At 68.8% G+C, this 13,172-nt stretch carries 12 protein-coding genes; 5 read left to right on the forward strand and 7 right to left on the reverse strand.

The annotated features are described in order from the left end of the window. Window position 1 precedes the first annotated feature (1 nt). Window positions 2-376 carry an AtpZ/AtpI family protein gene (locus tag ACNR9W_RS10065; protein WP_419267464.1) on the reverse strand — a complete coding sequence of 125 codons (375 nt, stop codon included), beginning with the start codon at window positions 374-376 and terminating at the stop codon, window positions 2-4. 198 nt (window positions 377-574) lie between these two features. Between ACNR9W_RS10065 and ACNR9W_RS10070 the strand changes: the two genes are divergently transcribed. The 3 genes from ACNR9W_RS10070 to ACNR9W_RS10080 are packed head-to-tail and all read left to right on the forward strand — an operon-like array spanning window position 575 to window position 2,707. After that, window positions 575-931, forward strand: a complete 357-nt coding sequence (locus ACNR9W_RS10070; protein WP_419267463.1) for an ArsR/SmtB family transcription factor — start codon at window positions 575-577, stop codon at window positions 929-931. Continuing rightward, window positions 915-1,793, forward strand: coding sequence for a PfkB family carbohydrate kinase (locus ACNR9W_RS10075; protein ID WP_419267462.1), 879 nt, complete (start codon window positions 915-917; stop codon window positions 1,791-1,793). Before ACNR9W_RS10070 ends, ACNR9W_RS10075 begins: the two co-directional genes overlap by 17 nt. Continuing rightward, a complete protein-coding gene (locus ACNR9W_RS10080) occupies window positions 1,790-2,707 on the forward strand; it encodes a pseudouridine-5'-phosphate glycosidase (protein ID WP_419267461.1) in 918 nt (305 codons plus the stop codon). The genes ACNR9W_RS10075 and ACNR9W_RS10080 overlap by 4 nt, the downstream gene beginning before the upstream one ends. Here ACNR9W_RS10080 and ACNR9W_RS10085 read toward each other — a convergent pair. Together ACNR9W_RS10085 and prfB are read right to left on the reverse strand one after the other, a co-directional pair. Next, a complete protein-coding gene (locus tag ACNR9W_RS10085; protein WP_419267460.1) occupies window positions 2,704-3,768 on the reverse strand; it encodes a patatin-like phospholipase family protein in 1,065 nt (354 codons plus the stop codon). The genes ACNR9W_RS10080 and ACNR9W_RS10085 overlap by 4 nt on opposite strands. A gap of 89 nt (window positions 3,769-3,857) precedes the next feature. Next, entirely contained in the window at window positions 3,858-4,985 is a 1,128-nt protein-coding gene (prfB, locus tag ACNR9W_RS10090) for a peptide chain release factor 2 (RefSeq protein ID WP_419267459.1), read from the reverse strand. A 135-nt stretch (window positions 4,986-5,120) separates the two neighbouring features. Here prfB and ACNR9W_RS10095 point away from each other — a divergent pair, with 135 nt between their 5' ends. Further along, window positions 5,121-5,621 carry an MgtC/SapB family protein gene (locus ACNR9W_RS10095; protein WP_419267458.1) on the forward strand — a complete coding sequence of 167 codons (501 nt, stop codon included), beginning with the start codon at window positions 5,121-5,123 and terminating at the stop codon, window positions 5,619-5,621. A gap of 69 nt (window positions 5,622-5,690) precedes the next feature. On the opposite strand, the gene ACNR9W_RS10100 is transcribed toward ACNR9W_RS10095, so the two are convergent. The 3 genes from ACNR9W_RS10100 to ACNR9W_RS10110 form a co-directional block, all read right to left on the reverse strand. Beyond that, on the reverse strand, window positions 5,691-8,243 hold the full coding sequence (locus ACNR9W_RS10100; protein ID WP_419267457.1) for a penicillin-binding protein 1A: 2,553 nt from the start codon (window positions 8,241-8,243) through the stop codon (window positions 5,691-5,693). A 104-nt stretch (window positions 8,244-8,347) separates the two neighbouring features. Beyond that, window positions 8,348-9,574 carry an N-acetylmuramoyl-L-alanine amidase gene (locus tag ACNR9W_RS10105; RefSeq protein WP_419267456.1) on the reverse strand — a complete coding sequence of 409 codons (1,227 nt, stop codon included), beginning with the start codon at window positions 9,572-9,574 and terminating at the stop codon, window positions 8,348-8,350. After that, entirely contained in the window at window positions 9,571-10,704 is a 1,134-nt protein-coding gene (locus ACNR9W_RS10110; RefSeq protein ID WP_419267455.1) for a pyridoxal phosphate-dependent aminotransferase, read from the reverse strand. Before ACNR9W_RS10110 ends, ACNR9W_RS10105 begins: the two co-directional genes overlap by 4 nt. A 187-nt stretch (window positions 10,705-10,891) precedes the next feature. Between ACNR9W_RS10110 and ACNR9W_RS10115 the strand changes: the two genes are divergently transcribed. Then, on the forward strand, window positions 10,892-11,644 hold the full coding sequence (locus ACNR9W_RS10115; RefSeq protein WP_419267454.1) for a DsbA family protein: 753 nt from the start codon (window positions 10,892-10,894) through the stop codon (window positions 11,642-11,644). On the opposite strand, the gene ACNR9W_RS10120 is transcribed toward ACNR9W_RS10115, so the two are convergent. Further along, a complete protein-coding gene (locus ACNR9W_RS10120; RefSeq protein ID WP_419267453.1) occupies window positions 11,645-13,078 on the reverse strand; it encodes a mannose-1-phosphate guanylyltransferase/mannose-6-phosphate isomerase in 1,434 nt (477 codons plus the stop codon). Window positions 13,079-13,172: the final 94 nt, after the last annotated feature.

A 13,172-nucleotide genomic window follows, 5' to 3' on the forward strand; every position in this document is an offset into this window, starting at 1 on the left:
ATCAATCCCTCTCGTCTTGGCCCGGCGCTTGGCCGGTATTAGATCCCTCCGGCGCCGGGCCGGACTTCCTGTCAAGCTCGGACGCGGTGCGCATCATCGTCTTGATGCCGGCCGCGAGACCGAGGAAAATGAACAGGACCATCAGCAGCGGCGTTGTGCCCAGCAGATAGTCCAGACCGTAACCGACCGCGAAACCAAGCCCCAGGCCGGCCACAAGCTCGATCACCATGCGCCAGGCGAGGTTCGCCTGTTCGTACTTGCCCATCGGGCCGGGGCCCTGGGGCTTGGGCGTCAGGGCGGCCAGCTTTGCTTCCAGGGCGCGCAGCCGGTCGGCATCCGCCGCCCTGTCCGCATCGCTCTGGGGCTTGTCGGCCATCACTCACGCCCCCGTCATCTTTGGGCGCTGTCTAGGGGCTGCCGCCGGCCAAGTCAAGCAGCGGCGAACTTCCATCAAGATAATGAAATTGCTGTGATTTCCTGATTTCCGGAATCTGGCTTCCCGCTTGCATTCCCCGGCGGCAGGGTTCAATACTCAACCGCCCGGTTGACCGACCTCCTCGTGAAAAGGCTGCTGATGACCCTTTCCCCCCTGCCCGACAGGCTGGATCTGATCTTCGCGGCCCTGGCGGACCCGACCCGCCGGCGGGTCCTGTCGATGCTCCTGGAGGATGACATGGCGGTCAGCGACGTCGCGGCACCCTTCGTGATGAGCCTGGCCGCGATCTCGAAGCACCTGGCGGTGCTTGCGGCGGCGGGCCTGATCCTGCAAGAGCGGCGCGGCCGGATCACGTGGTGCAAGCTGGACCCCGAGGGAATGCGCGCCGCGTCGGTCTGGATGCAGGGCTTCGGGCAGTTCGACCCGGTGGACCTGGACGATTTCGAACGGTTCCTGCAAGCCGAACTGAGGGAAGACGATGACCAAGACGCCTGACGTGCTGTGCATTGGCGCGATGCTGTGGGACGTGATCGGCCGCGCGCCGCGTCGCATGGCGCCCGGTGCCGACGTGCCCGGCCGGATCCGCCACCTTCCGGGCGGCGTGGCGCTGAACGTCGCGGTCGCGCTGGCGCGATGGGGCATGACGCCCGCGGTCCTGTCGGCCGTGGGGCGCGATTCCGAGGGCGAGGCGCTGGTGACCGAGGCCGAGCGCCTTGGCGTTATGACCGGCCACCTAGCCCGGGACACCGGCCTGCCCACCGACTGCTATATGGCGATCGAGGACAGCGAGGGGCTGATCGCCGCCGTGGCCGACGCCCTCAGCCTGGAACTGGCGGGGGCGGCGATCCTGGCGCCGCTGGACGCCCTGCCCCCCTGGACCGGCCCGGTGGTGCTGGACGGCAACCTGACCGAGGAACTGCTGTCCGCCATCGCCCGCGATCCGCGCCTGGCCTCGGCCGACTTGCGGGTGGTCCCCGCCAGCCCCGGCAAGGCCGAGCGGCTGGAGCCGCTGATCGCCGCGCGGCGCGGCTGTTTCTACCTGAACCGCCTGGAGGCCGAGATCCTGGCCGGGCGCGCCTGCGCCGATGCGGCATCGGCCGCCGAGGCCGTCGTGGCCCGCGGCGCGGCCCGCGTGCTGGTCACCGACGGCCCCAACCCGGCGGCCGAGGCGATCGTCGGCGGCCCCACCCTGACCCACAAGCCGCCCCAGGTCACCGTCGAACGCGTGACCGGGGCGGGCGATTGTTTCCTGGCGGCGCATCTGGCCGCCGGGCTGAAGGAAATGCCGCGCGACGCGGCCCTGCGGCAGGCCGTCAGGGCCTCGGCCGCGCATGTCTCCGGAAAGGACGTCCCGTGACAAACACTGCCCCCCTCACCTTCGCCCCCGAGGTTCGCGACGCGCTGGATCGCGGCCTGCCGGTCGTGGCGCTGGAATCGACCATCATCACCCATGGCATGCCCTGGCCGCAGAACCTGGAGATGGCCGAGAAGGTCGAGGCCACCATCCGCGAGGGCGGCGCGGTTCCCGCGACCATTGCAGTGATGGGCGGCCAGATCCATATCGGCCTGACGCCCGAGGCCCTGCGCGCCCTGGCCCAGACCCCGCCCGCCGAGGCGATGAAGCTGTCGCGCGCCGACCTGGCGGTCTGCCTCGCGAACGGCCGCACCGGGGCGACGACCGTGGCAGCGACGATGATCTGCGCCCATCTGGCGGGCATCAAGGTCTTTGCCACCGGCGGCATCGGCGGCGTCCATCGCGGGGCCGAGGACAGCTTCGACATCTCGGCCGACCTGCAGGAGTTGGCGCAGACGCCGGTGACGGTCGTGGCAGCGGGTGCCAAGGCGATCCTCGATCTGCCCAAGACCTGGGAGGTGCTGGAGACCCTGGGCGTGCCGGTTATCGCCTTTGGCCAGGACGAACTGCCGGCCTTCTGGTCGCGCGCCTCGGGCATCAAGGCGCCCTTGCGCATGGACAGCCCCGAGGAAATCGCCGCCGCCGCCGCCATGCGTGCGGCCCTCGGCCTCAAGGGCGGCCAGCTGGTCGCGAACCCGATCCCGGTGGAGGCCGAAATCCCGCAGGACCAGATCATGCCGGTGATCGAACAGGCCCTGGCCGAAGCCGGGGCGCAGGGCATCGCCGCCAAGGCGGTCACGCCCTTCCTGCTGGGCCGCATCTTCGAACTGACCGGGGGCCGGTCGCTGGACAGCAACATCGGACTGGTCCTGAACAATGCCCGCCTGGCCGCGCGGATCGCCGCCGCGATGGCCTAAGGCTGCGGCATGTCGGGAAACAGCGTGGACAGGTCAAAGCTGTCCTCGTTGTTCAGCTTGTCGGCATGATCCTCGATGAAACGGTCCGCGGCCTTCTGGCCCGCGGCCTTCATCGCGACCAGCAGGCCCGGCCGGGGCATCAGCTTGGACCGGGCGGTCAAGTCGATCATCAGCGCGTCATCCTCGATCAGGTGGACCAGCACGTTCTTCATCGACCGGCTTTCCAGCCGCTTCTCGGCCGACAGTTCCTTGACGAAATTGATCGCGCGCAGCTGGTTCATCAGCGAGCTGTTGAAGCTGATCTCGTTCACCCGGTCGGCGATCTCGACAGGCGTGCGGGGCAGCACCTCGCGCAGCAGCGGGTTGATCGCCACGATCAGGATGTCGCGCGGAAAATCGGGCCGGTACAGCGGGAACAGCGCCGGGTTGCCGCCATAGCCGCCGTCCCAATAGGCCTCCAGACGGCCGGTGGCGGGATCGGCGATCTCGACCGCCTGGAACAGCGTCGGCAGGCAGGCCGAGGCCATCGCCGCCTCGGCCGTCGCCGCCGCACCGGTAAAGACCTTGATGCGACCGGTCCGCACATTCGTCGCGGCAATGAACAGCGCCGGACCCCTGTCGCAGGTAAAATCGGCATGCGGCAGGTCGCGCAGCAGCTGGCCAAGCGGGTTCACGTAGAAGGGGCCATAGTCATAGGGGCTGAACAGCCGGGTCAGGTTGTCCAGCCAGGCGGCGGGCGACACCATCTCGGCCAGACGCTGGAATCCGCGCGGCATGGGCATCAGCGACTGCATCCAGCGCACGACTCGGTTGTCGCTCATCGCGCCGATCCCGGACCAGAGCGCGTCCAGGTTCTCGCGCGCCGCGCGCCGCCCGGCCGGTCCCGCGCCGGTCGCCAGCCCCGCCTTCAGAGCCGCCCCGTTCAGCGCCCCGGCCGATGTGCCGCTGATGGCCGCGACCTGCAGCCAGCGTTCCTCCAGCAGGCGGTCCAGCACGCCCCAGGTGAAGGCGCCATGCGCGCCGCCGCCCTGCAGCCCAAGATTGATGCTCTTGTCCTTCATCGCCGGCGATCCCCACGCTTTGCACCTGCAGCAGGATAAAACCCTGCGCCCACAAGGCAAGTCGCAAGGCGGTGCCGCGCTGCGGCGCCTCAGTCCCCGGCGTTGGCCTCGGCGCGGCTCTTGCCAGCGACGTCCAGCGCCAGGGTGGCAGCCATGAAGCGGTCCAGGTCACCGTCCAGGACACCCTGCGTGTCGCTGGTCTCCTCGGAGGTGCGCAGGTCCTTCACCATCTGGTAGGGGTGCAGGACATAGGAGCGGATCTGGTTGCCCCAGCCCGCATCGCCCTTTGCCGCGTGCTGGGCGTTGATCTCGGCGTTCCGCTTGTCCAGCTCCATCTGATAAAGCCGCGCCTTCAGCGCTGCCATGGCGTTGGCGCGGTTCTGGTGCTGCGACTTTTCCGAACTGGTGACCACGATATTCGTGGGAAGGTGGGTGATCCGCACGGCCGAGTCGGTGGTGTTGACGTGCTGCCCGCCCGCACCCGACGACCGATAGGTGTCGATGCGGATGTCGCGGTCGGGGATGTCGATCTCGATATTGTCGTCCACGACCGGATAGACCCAGACGCTGCTGAAGCTGGTATGCCGCCGCGCCGCGCTGTCATAGGGGCTGATGCGCACCAGGCGATGCACCCCCGATTCCGACTTCAGCCAGCCATAGGCATTATGCCCGGTGATCTTGTAGGCGGCGCTGCGGATCCCGGCCTCGTCACCGCCGGTTTCGGACAGCAGCTCGACCTCGTAGCCCTTCTTTTCGGCCCAGCGCACATACATGCGCGCCAGCATCGAGGCCCAGTCGCAGCTTTCGGTGCCGCCCGCGCCCGCGTTGATCTCCAGGAAGGTGTCGTTCCCGTCCGCCTCGCCGTTCAGCAGCGCCTCCAGTTCCTTCTGGGCGGCCAGCTTGGCCAGATCCTTCAGGTTCGCCTCGGCCTCGGCCACCAGGTCGGCATCGCCCTCGGCCTCGGCCAGCTCGACCATCTCGGCATTGGCCGACAGGTCGCCGTCGATCCGGCGATAGGTGTCGATCGCGTCCGACAGCGACTGCCGCTCGCGCATCAGCTTCTGCGCGCGGGCCGGGTCGGACCACAGGTCGCCATCCTCGATCATGGCGTTCATCTCTTCCAGGCGGTGCGGCGCGGTCTGCCAGTCCAGGCGCTGTCCCAGCAGGGTCAGCGAGCGGCGGATGGCCTCGATGGTGGACTGCGTCTCGGCGCGCATGGGCGGGTTCCTTCGGTCAGGCGTCAGGTCCGGGGTGATAACCCGGCCCGCGCCCTTGGGCAAGACCGGCGCAACCCCGCGCCCGCCCCGCACGTTCCGCCACTGGCGACACATGCTGAAAGACAGGAGGTTCCGATGTCCGAATTGATCCAGGCGACCTTCCAGCCCCTGCAGAGCATGGACCTGTCCGTCGCCACCCTGCGGCTGCTGCTGGCGCTGATCTTGGGCGCGGTCATCGGAGGGGAGCGCGAGCGGTCGTCCCGGCCGGCGGGGCTCAGGACGCATATGCTGATCTCGATGGCGGCGGCGCTGTTCACGGTGATCGCGACCGAGCTGACGCATATGCGGGCCGACCAGGACGCCAGCCTGCAGATCGACCCGCTGCGCCTGATCGAGGCCGTCACGGCGGGCGTGGCCTTTCTGGCCGCCGGCTCGATCATCACCAAGGGCGCCAACGTGCGCGGGATCACCACGGGGGCCTCGATGTGGCTGGCCGGGGCGATCGGGCTTTCCTGCGGGACGGGGAACGGCACCCTGGCGGCCATCGCGGCAGGGTTCGGGCTGATGGTGCTGAGCCTTATCCGCAACGTGGTCGAGCCGCGGCTGTCGTCGGACGGGACCAAGCCGCCGGAATAGGGGAGCCTTGCCGGAACGGCGCGCGCGGGGGCAGTGCGCCGTCGCGGGACGCAATCCGCCCCGCGCGCCTCAGTAGAGGCCGCCCGAGGACATGGTGCCGAAATCGCTGCGCTTGGGGATCACCCGCCGTTCGCCCGTCGAGGTCGTCACCGCCTGCCCCGCGCGGGCATCCGCCCCCGCCTCCCAAGGCAGGATCACCACCTCGTCGCCAAAGCCCGAAACGACATAGGGGGCCAGCCAGTCAGGATCCATGCCCTCGCGGAAGTATTCCGAGATCACGTCGGGTCCCGTGGCGTCGTCGGGCAGGCGCTGGCCGGTGATGCGGTCGATCTTGACCCAGTAGCCGCCCGGCGGAACCTTGAACTCGGTGCCGCCATACTGCGCCACCGCCTCGCGCATGAAGGCGTTGAAGACCGGCACGCACAGCGTCCCGCCATAGGCTCTCTCGCCCAGGGACCGCGGCTGGTCATAGCCCAGATAGCAGCCCGCGACGATATTGCTGGAATAGCCGATGAACCAGACGTCCTTAGCATCGTTGGTCGTCCCCGTCTTGCCCGCAATCGGCACCGGCAGGTCCACCCCCTTGCCCGAACCGCGCTCGACCGCGCCCTCCAGCATCGAGGTCAGCTGATAGGCCGTCACCGCGTCCATCACCCGTTCCCGGTTGTTGTCGATGACCGGCCCCTGCCCCACAGGCAGCGCCTGCAACCCGCAGGTCTGGCAGACGCGCTGGTCGTGGCGATAGACGGTGCGCCCGCGACGGTCCTGCACGCGATCGACCAGCGTCGGCTCCACCCGCTCGCCGCCATTGGCGAACATCGCATAGGCCGCGACCATCTTGAACAGCGTCGTCTCCTGCGCGCCAAGCGCATTGGCCAGGAACGGCTCCAGCTTGTCATAGACGCCGAATTCCTCGGCATAGCGAGCGACCTGGTCCATGCCGATGTCGTCGGCGATGCGGATGGTCATCAGGTTGCGCGACTGCTCGATCCCGGTGCGCAGCGGCGTGGGCCCGTAATGGCGCCCCGAGCTGTTCTTGGGCTCCCACAGGCCTTGGGGCGTGTTGATGCGGATCGGCTCGTCCACCACGATGGTCGCGGGAGTATAGTTGTTGTCCAGCGCCGCCGCATAGACAAAGGGCTTGAAGCTGGACCCCGGCTGCCGCTGCGCCTGCGTGGCGCGGTTGAAGACCGAGGACTGGTAGGAAAAGCCGCCCTGCATGGCCAGGACGCGCCCGGTGTTCACGTCCATCGCCATGAAGCCGCCCTGCACCTCGGGCACCTGCCGCAGGGTCCAGCGGAGAAAGCTGCCGTCGCTGTCGCTGGTCATCGGGCGCACCAGCACCACCTCGCCGGGCCGGATCAGGTCGCCCGCGACCTTGGCCGCGGGCTCCAGCCGGCCTGTCTCCCGGTCCAGCCTGCGGGCCCATTGCACGTCCGCCGCCGGGATCCAGTGGCCGTCGGCATCCTCCTCGATCCCCTCGATGCCGATGCGGGCGTCGCCATTCGCCAGTTCCAGCACCACGGCGGGGCGCCAGCCCGGAATGTCGCGCGGCAGGCGCAGGTCCCACAGCGCCCCCCGCCAGGCGGCCTCCTCGCGCAGCGCCTCGGGCGGCAGGGTCTCTCCGGTGCCGCGCCATACGCCCCGGCCGCGGTCATACTGCTCCAGCGCCTCCTGCAGCGCATTCGCCGCCTCGGCCTGAAGGTCGGGGTCCAGCGTCGCGCGGATCGTCAGGCCGCCGCCAAAGAACTCCTCCTGCCCGAACTCGCGGCTCAGCTGGCGGCGGATCTCGTCGGTGAAATAGTCGCGCGTGGGCATCTGCTGCTGGAACGAGGGGAAGTCCCCGTTCTGGACCGAGCGAAGCGGCAGCCTGGCCTCGGCCTCGTAGGTCGCTTGGTCGATGAAGCCGTTCTGCCACATCTCGCGCAGGACATAGTTGCGACGCTCGGTCACCCGCTCCTTGGCGCGGACGGGGTGATAGCGGCCGGGCGCCTGCGGCAGGGCGGCCAGCATCGCGGCCTCGTGCGGGGCCAGTTCCGACAGGGACTTGTTGAAATAGGTCTGGGCCGCCGCCACCACGCCAAAGCTGTTCTGCCCCAGGAAGATCTCGTTCAGGTAAAGTTCCAGGATCTGGTCCTTGGACAGCGACCGTTCCAGCCGCGCGGCCAGGATCAGTTCCTTGACCTTGCGCTCGACGCTGCGGTCGCTGGACAAAAGGAAGTTCTTCATCACCTGCTGGGTGATGGTGGATGCGCCGCGCACGCTGGACCCGCGGCTGGCGACCGCCTGATAGCCCGCCCCCAGGATGCCGCGCAGGTCATAGCCCGGATGGCTGTAGAAGTTCTTGTCCTCGGCGCTGACAAAGGCCTGCTTGATCAGGTCGGGAACCTCGTCGATGGGCACGAAGATGCGCCGTTCCTCGGCGAATTCGTCGATCAGCTGGCCTTCGGCGGAATAGATGCGGCTGATCGTCTTGGGCGAATACTGGGCCAGCATCTCGTGGCTGGGCAGGTCGCGCGAATAGACCCAGAAGATCCCGCCCACGGTCAGCGCGATGAAAAAGCCGGCGGTCACGAACCAGGAAAAGATCGCTCCGAAAAAAGACAGGATGGGTCGCAACACGGGAAATCGCCTTTCGAAGCCTTGGCCCCGCTATAGCGCCCCGCCCGGGTCCGGTCAAAACAACACTGGCCCGATCAACACTGGCCCCATCACGACCGGCCCGATCAGCGCCGCAGCAGCCCCGCCCGCGCCTGTTCGTCGTTCCACCAGCCCGTGGTCGCATCGGCCACCGCCTGCACCATCCGCGCCCGCCACGCCGGATCGGTCAGGTTCGCAAGGTCGGTCTGGTCCGAAATGAAGCCCAGCTCCAGCAGGGCCGAGGCGATGTCGGGTGATTTCAGGACCGAGAAGGCCGCCCCCTGCACCGGGCGCCCGTGCAGCCCGATCCCCATGAGCGCCATGCGCGAGGTCAGAAGCCGCGCAAAGCTTTCGGATCGGGGCTGGGTGTCGGTGCGGGCAAAGCTCATCAGCGCCACGGCCAGGGCATCGTCCTGCCCGGACAGGTCGGTGCCCACCAGCAGGTCGTCGCGCTGGTGCCGCATGGTCAGTTGCCGCGCCGCCTGGTCGTTCGAGGCCGAATTCCACACATAGACCGTCGCCCCCGCCGCCTGTCCCTGCGGCAGCGCATCGGCATGCAGCGACAGCAGCAGCTGTGCACCCGATTGCCGCGCCGCGGTCATGCGCTCCTCCAGGCGCACATAAACGTCGGTGTCGCGGGTCATCGCGACGGCGGCGCCCCGCGCCTCCAGCGCGTCGCGCAGCTCCAGCGCGAAGGTCAGGACCAGCTGCGCCTCGGTTTCCGCGCCGGCCTGGGCGCCCGGATCAAAGCCGCCATGGCCGGGGTCCAGCATCACCACCAACCCCTCGGCCCGGGCCGGGCCTTCGGGCAGTTCCGCCGGATCGGGCAGGTCGCGCAGCGCCGCCGCAGCCGAAGGGCGGGGCGCGAAACCCTCGGGCGCGACCGGTGCCAGCGTCACCCGCAGACGCGCCGCGGCGCTGCGGGTGTCCATCCCCGCCCGCATTACGTGATAAGGACCGGGCAGTTCCAGCACCACGCGCGACCAGCCGCCCTTGTGGCTGCCCCACCGGATCGCGGGCAGCAGATCCTCTCCGAACAGCTGCGCGGGGCTGGTTCCGGCCAGGTCCACGTCCTTGAGGTCGACCACCAGCCGCGCGGGTTCGCCGACCAGAAAAACGCGATAGGGAACGGGCCGGTCCAGCGCCAGCCGCAGTTCCAGCGGCGCGGGCCCGAACAGCCGCTGCCACCAGTGCGCGTCCGCCTTGACCACGGCCGAGGCGCCCAGTTGGATCCGCGCCGGCTGTTGCGCCGCCGCCGGCTGCGGGGTCCACAGCGACAGCAGCAGCACCAGGATCAGCGCCAGCGATCTCATCTGCCGGCCATGAAGGCGGTCAGGCGGCGCAGCCCTTCCGCGATGTCAGGCGTCGCGCGGGCATAGGAAAAGCGCAGCGTCTGGTGGCCGCGCAGGGGATCGAAATCCAGCCCCGGCGTGACCGCGACGCCCGCCTTCTCCAGGATCTCGGCCGCGAAGGCGACCGAGTCATCCGTCAGGTGCGACACGTCGGCATAGATGTAGAAGGCCCCCTCGGGCGGCGCGATCCGGTCAAAGCCCGCGCGCGGCAGCCCCTCCAGCATCAGGCGGCGGTTCTCGGCATAGGCGGCCAGGTTGGCCTCGGCCTCGGGGATGCAGTCCAGCGCGGCCAGCGCCGCAACCTGGCTGGCATGGGGCGGACAGATGAACAGGTTCTGGGCCAGGCGTTCTACCGTGCGGATCATGTCGGGCGGGACCACCATCCAGCCGACGCGCCAGCCGGTCATGGAAAAGTATTTGCTGAAGGAGTTTATCACAACAACCTCATCCGTCACCTCAAGTGCGGAATGGCAGCGCTGGTCATAGCCCAGGCCGTGATAGATCTCGTCCGAGATGACCGACATGCCCCGCGCCGCTGCGGCCTTTGTCAGGGCCGCCAGTTCCGGCACCGTCAGGACGGTCCCCGACGGATTGCCGGGCGATGCCAGGATCAGGCCCTGCGCATCGGGCAGATCCTGCGGGCGCGGCTGATAGCGGTCCTCCGGGCGGGTCAGGATGCCCACCGGCTCCAGCGACATGGCACGCAGGATCTGGCGATAGCTGGGATAGCCCGGAAAGCCCATCGCCACCCGGTCGCCCGCATCGAACAGCGCCGAAAACGCCAGGATGAAGGCGCCGCTGCTGCCGGGCGTCACCACGACCCGCGCGGGGTCAAGATCCAGCCCGTACCAGCGGCGATAGAGGTCGGCGATGCCCTGCCGCAGCGCGGGCAGGCCAAGGGCGACGGTATAGCCAAGCGGCTGCGCCAGCGCCTCGGCCAGGGCGCGGCGGGCGCCTGCCGGTGCGGGGGTGCCGGGCTGGCCGACCTCCAGGTGGATGATGTGCCGGCCCGCGGCTTCGGCCTCTGCGGCCGCCTGCATGACATCCATGACGATGAAGGGGTCGACCTGTCCGCGCAGGGAATTTCGCATCGCTCGTGCCTCTTTTTCCAGCCGTGATAGCGCGGGATGCGGCCGCGCTCCAGTTCTTTGGCCGGATCGCGCCCGTTCTTTTCCGCAGCCCGGCGTCACGCCCCCGTGACGCGGCCGCCCGCAGCCCGTTCTTGCCATCCCCCACGCCCCGGTCCAATCTGCCGCGCAACGAAACAAAGGGGTCCTCATGACACGCCTGATCGCTGCGCTTCTTCTGGGCGCGACCACTGCCCTGGCCAGCCCGGCGCTGGCCTTCGACATCTCGGCCATGACCGAGGACGAGAAGGCAGCCTTCGGGCAGGCTGTGCGCGACTACCTGATGGAGAACCCGCAGGTCCTGATCGAGTCGATCAACGTGCTGGAAACGCGCCAGGCCGAAACGGCTGCCCAGAGCGACCTGGAGCTGGTGGCGGCCAATCGGCAGGCCATCTTCGAGGATGGCCACAGCTGGGTCGGCGGCAATCCCAACGGCGACCTGACCATGGTCGAATTCATCGACTATCGCTGCGGCGTCTGCCGCCAGTTCAACCAGGAAGTCCATGACGCCGTCGAGGAAGACGGCAACATCAAGCTGATCCTGAAGGAATTTCCGATCCTGGGCGAAGACAGCGAACAGTCCAGCCGCTTTGCCATCGCGGCTCTGCAGGTCGGCGGTGACGCGGCCTACAGGGCCGCCCATGATGCCCTGATCACGCTGCGCACGCCCGCCTCGCCCGAGGCCCTGCGCGGCATCGCCGAGACGATCGGTCTCGATGCCGACGAGGTTCTGGCCCGCATGAGCAGCGACGGCGTGACCCAAGTGCTGGACCAGAACCACCAGCTGGGCCAGACCATGGCGATCCAGGGAACGCCCACCTTCATCATCGGCGACCAGATGCTGCGCGGCGTCCCGCGGGCCGGGGTCGCCGCCACGATCGCGCAGATCCGCGAAAGCATGTGATCAATCTGCGCTGCTGCGGGAATAGACATCCTCATAGCGGATGATGTCGTCCTCGCCCAGGTAGCTGCCGGTCTGGACCTCGATCAGGACCATCGGCACCTTGCCGGGGTTCTCCATCCGGTGGACGGCGCCCAGGGGCACGTAGATCGACTGGTTTTCCGTCACCAGCGTCACCGTGTCGTCCACCGTCACCCGCGCCGTGCCCGACACCACGATCCAGTGTTCCGAGCGGTGGACATGGCTTTGCAGCGACAGGGCCGCGCCGGGCTTCACCACGATGCGCTTGACCTGGAAGCGGTCGGCCAGGGCCAGCGTCTCGAACCAGCCCCAGGGGCGGTGGTCGCGGGGAAAGGCCTCGGCCTGCTTGCGGCGCTTGGACTTCAGGGCTGCGACCGCCTGGCGCACGTCCTGCGCCCGCGACCGGTCGGCCACCAGCACCGCGTCCGAGGTGGCCACCACCATCATGTCGGTCAGGCCGATGCCCACGACCTCCAGATCGTCGCTGTCCGAGCGCAGCAGCACGTTCCGGCAGTCGATCGCGGTGGAATGATCATCGGTCACGACGCCCTGGTCCGAGGCCGCCTGCCCCAGGGCCTCACGCCAGACGGCGTCCCAGCCCCCCAGGTCCGACCAGCGGCCCGAAAAGCGCACGACGGTCAGGTTGTCGGCCTTTTCCATCACCGCATAGTCGATGGAGTTGTCCTGCAGCCCGTCCCAGGGCGCGCGGGCCAGGCGCAGGAATCCCAGGTCGGGGCGCGCGTCATTGATGGCCTGCTGCACCGGCTCCAGATAGGCGGGGGCATGGCGGCGGAAGGCCTCGATCATCACCCGGGCGCTGAAGAGGAAGATCCCGGCATTCCAGAGGAAATTGCCGGCCTCCAGCATCTGCGCCGCACGGGCGGCATCGGGCTTTTCCACAAAGCGCGCCAAGGGCTGCGGCCCCTCCCCCTGCGTCGCCAGCTCCAGATAGCCGTAACCGGTCTCGGGCCGGTCGGGGGTGATGCCGAAGGTCACGATCCGCCCCTGCGCTGCGGCCTCCGCGCCTTGGGCGACGGCCGCCGCGAAGGCCTCCGCATCGGGGATCACGTGGTCGGAGGGGGCGACCAGCACCAGCCGGTCGGGATCCTCGGCCGCGACCATCAGCGCGGCGACCAGGATCGCGGGGGCGGTGTTGCGCCCCGAGGGTTCGATGACGATGGCGCCGGGGGTGATGCCCGCCTGTTCCAGCTGTTCGGCCACGATGAAGCGGAAATCGGAATTCGTCATCACCACTGGCGCGGCAAAGCCGGGTCCCGACAGGCGCCGGGCCGAGGCCTGGAACAGCGTCTCCTCGCCGATCAGGGGGGCGAACTGCTTGGGAAAGCTCTTGCGCGATACGGGCCAGAGCCGCGTGCCCGACCCGCCCGCCATCAGAACCGGTGTGATCTTGGTCATGATAAACATCCTTGGCGTCCCGCGCCGCTGCCTTGCCGCGAAGGCTTTGCACCATCCGCCGTCCGGCTGCCAGTCAAGGGCCAAGCCGCCCGCC

This window comes from Paracoccus sp. T5 (genome assembly GCF_048538155.2).
Taxonomy (GTDB): Bacteria; Pseudomonadota; Alphaproteobacteria; order Rhodobacterales; family Rhodobacteraceae; genus Paracoccus.

Coding starts and splice junctions, on each gene's coding strand:
- ACNR9W_RS10065 (WP_419267464.1), bottom strand. CDS start 376: ATGGCCGACAAGCCCCAGAGCGATGCGGACAGGGCGGCGGATGCCGAC.
- ACNR9W_RS10070 (WP_419267463.1), top strand. CDS start 575: ATGACCCTTTCCCCCCTGCCCGACAGGCTGGATCTGATCTTCGCGGCC.
- ACNR9W_RS10075 (WP_419267462.1), top strand. CDS start 915: ATGACCAAGACGCCTGACGTGCTGTGCATTGGCGCGATGCTGTGGGAC.
- ACNR9W_RS10085 (WP_419267460.1), bottom strand. CDS start 3,768: ATGAAGGACAAGAGCATCAATCTTGGGCTGCAGGGCGGCGGCGCGCAT.
- prfB (WP_419267459.1), bottom strand. CDS start 4,985: ATGCGCGCCGAGACGCAGTCCACCATCGAGGCCATCCGCCGCTCGCTG.
- ACNR9W_RS10095 (WP_419267458.1), top strand. CDS start 5,121: ATGTCCGAATTGATCCAGGCGACCTTCCAGCCCCTGCAGAGCATGGAC.
- ACNR9W_RS10105 (WP_419267456.1), bottom strand. CDS start 9,574: ATGAGATCGCTGGCGCTGATCCTGGTGCTGCTGCTGTCGCTGTGGACC.
- ACNR9W_RS10110 (WP_419267455.1), bottom strand. CDS start 10,704: ATGCGAAATTCCCTGCGCGGACAGGTCGACCCCTTCATCGTCATGGAT.
- ACNR9W_RS10115 (WP_419267454.1), top strand. CDS start 10,892: ATGACACGCCTGATCGCTGCGCTTCTTCTGGGCGCGACCACTGCCCTG.
- ACNR9W_RS10120 (WP_419267453.1), bottom strand. CDS start 13,078: ATGACCAAGATCACACCGGTTCTGATGGCGGGCGGGTCGGGCACGCGG.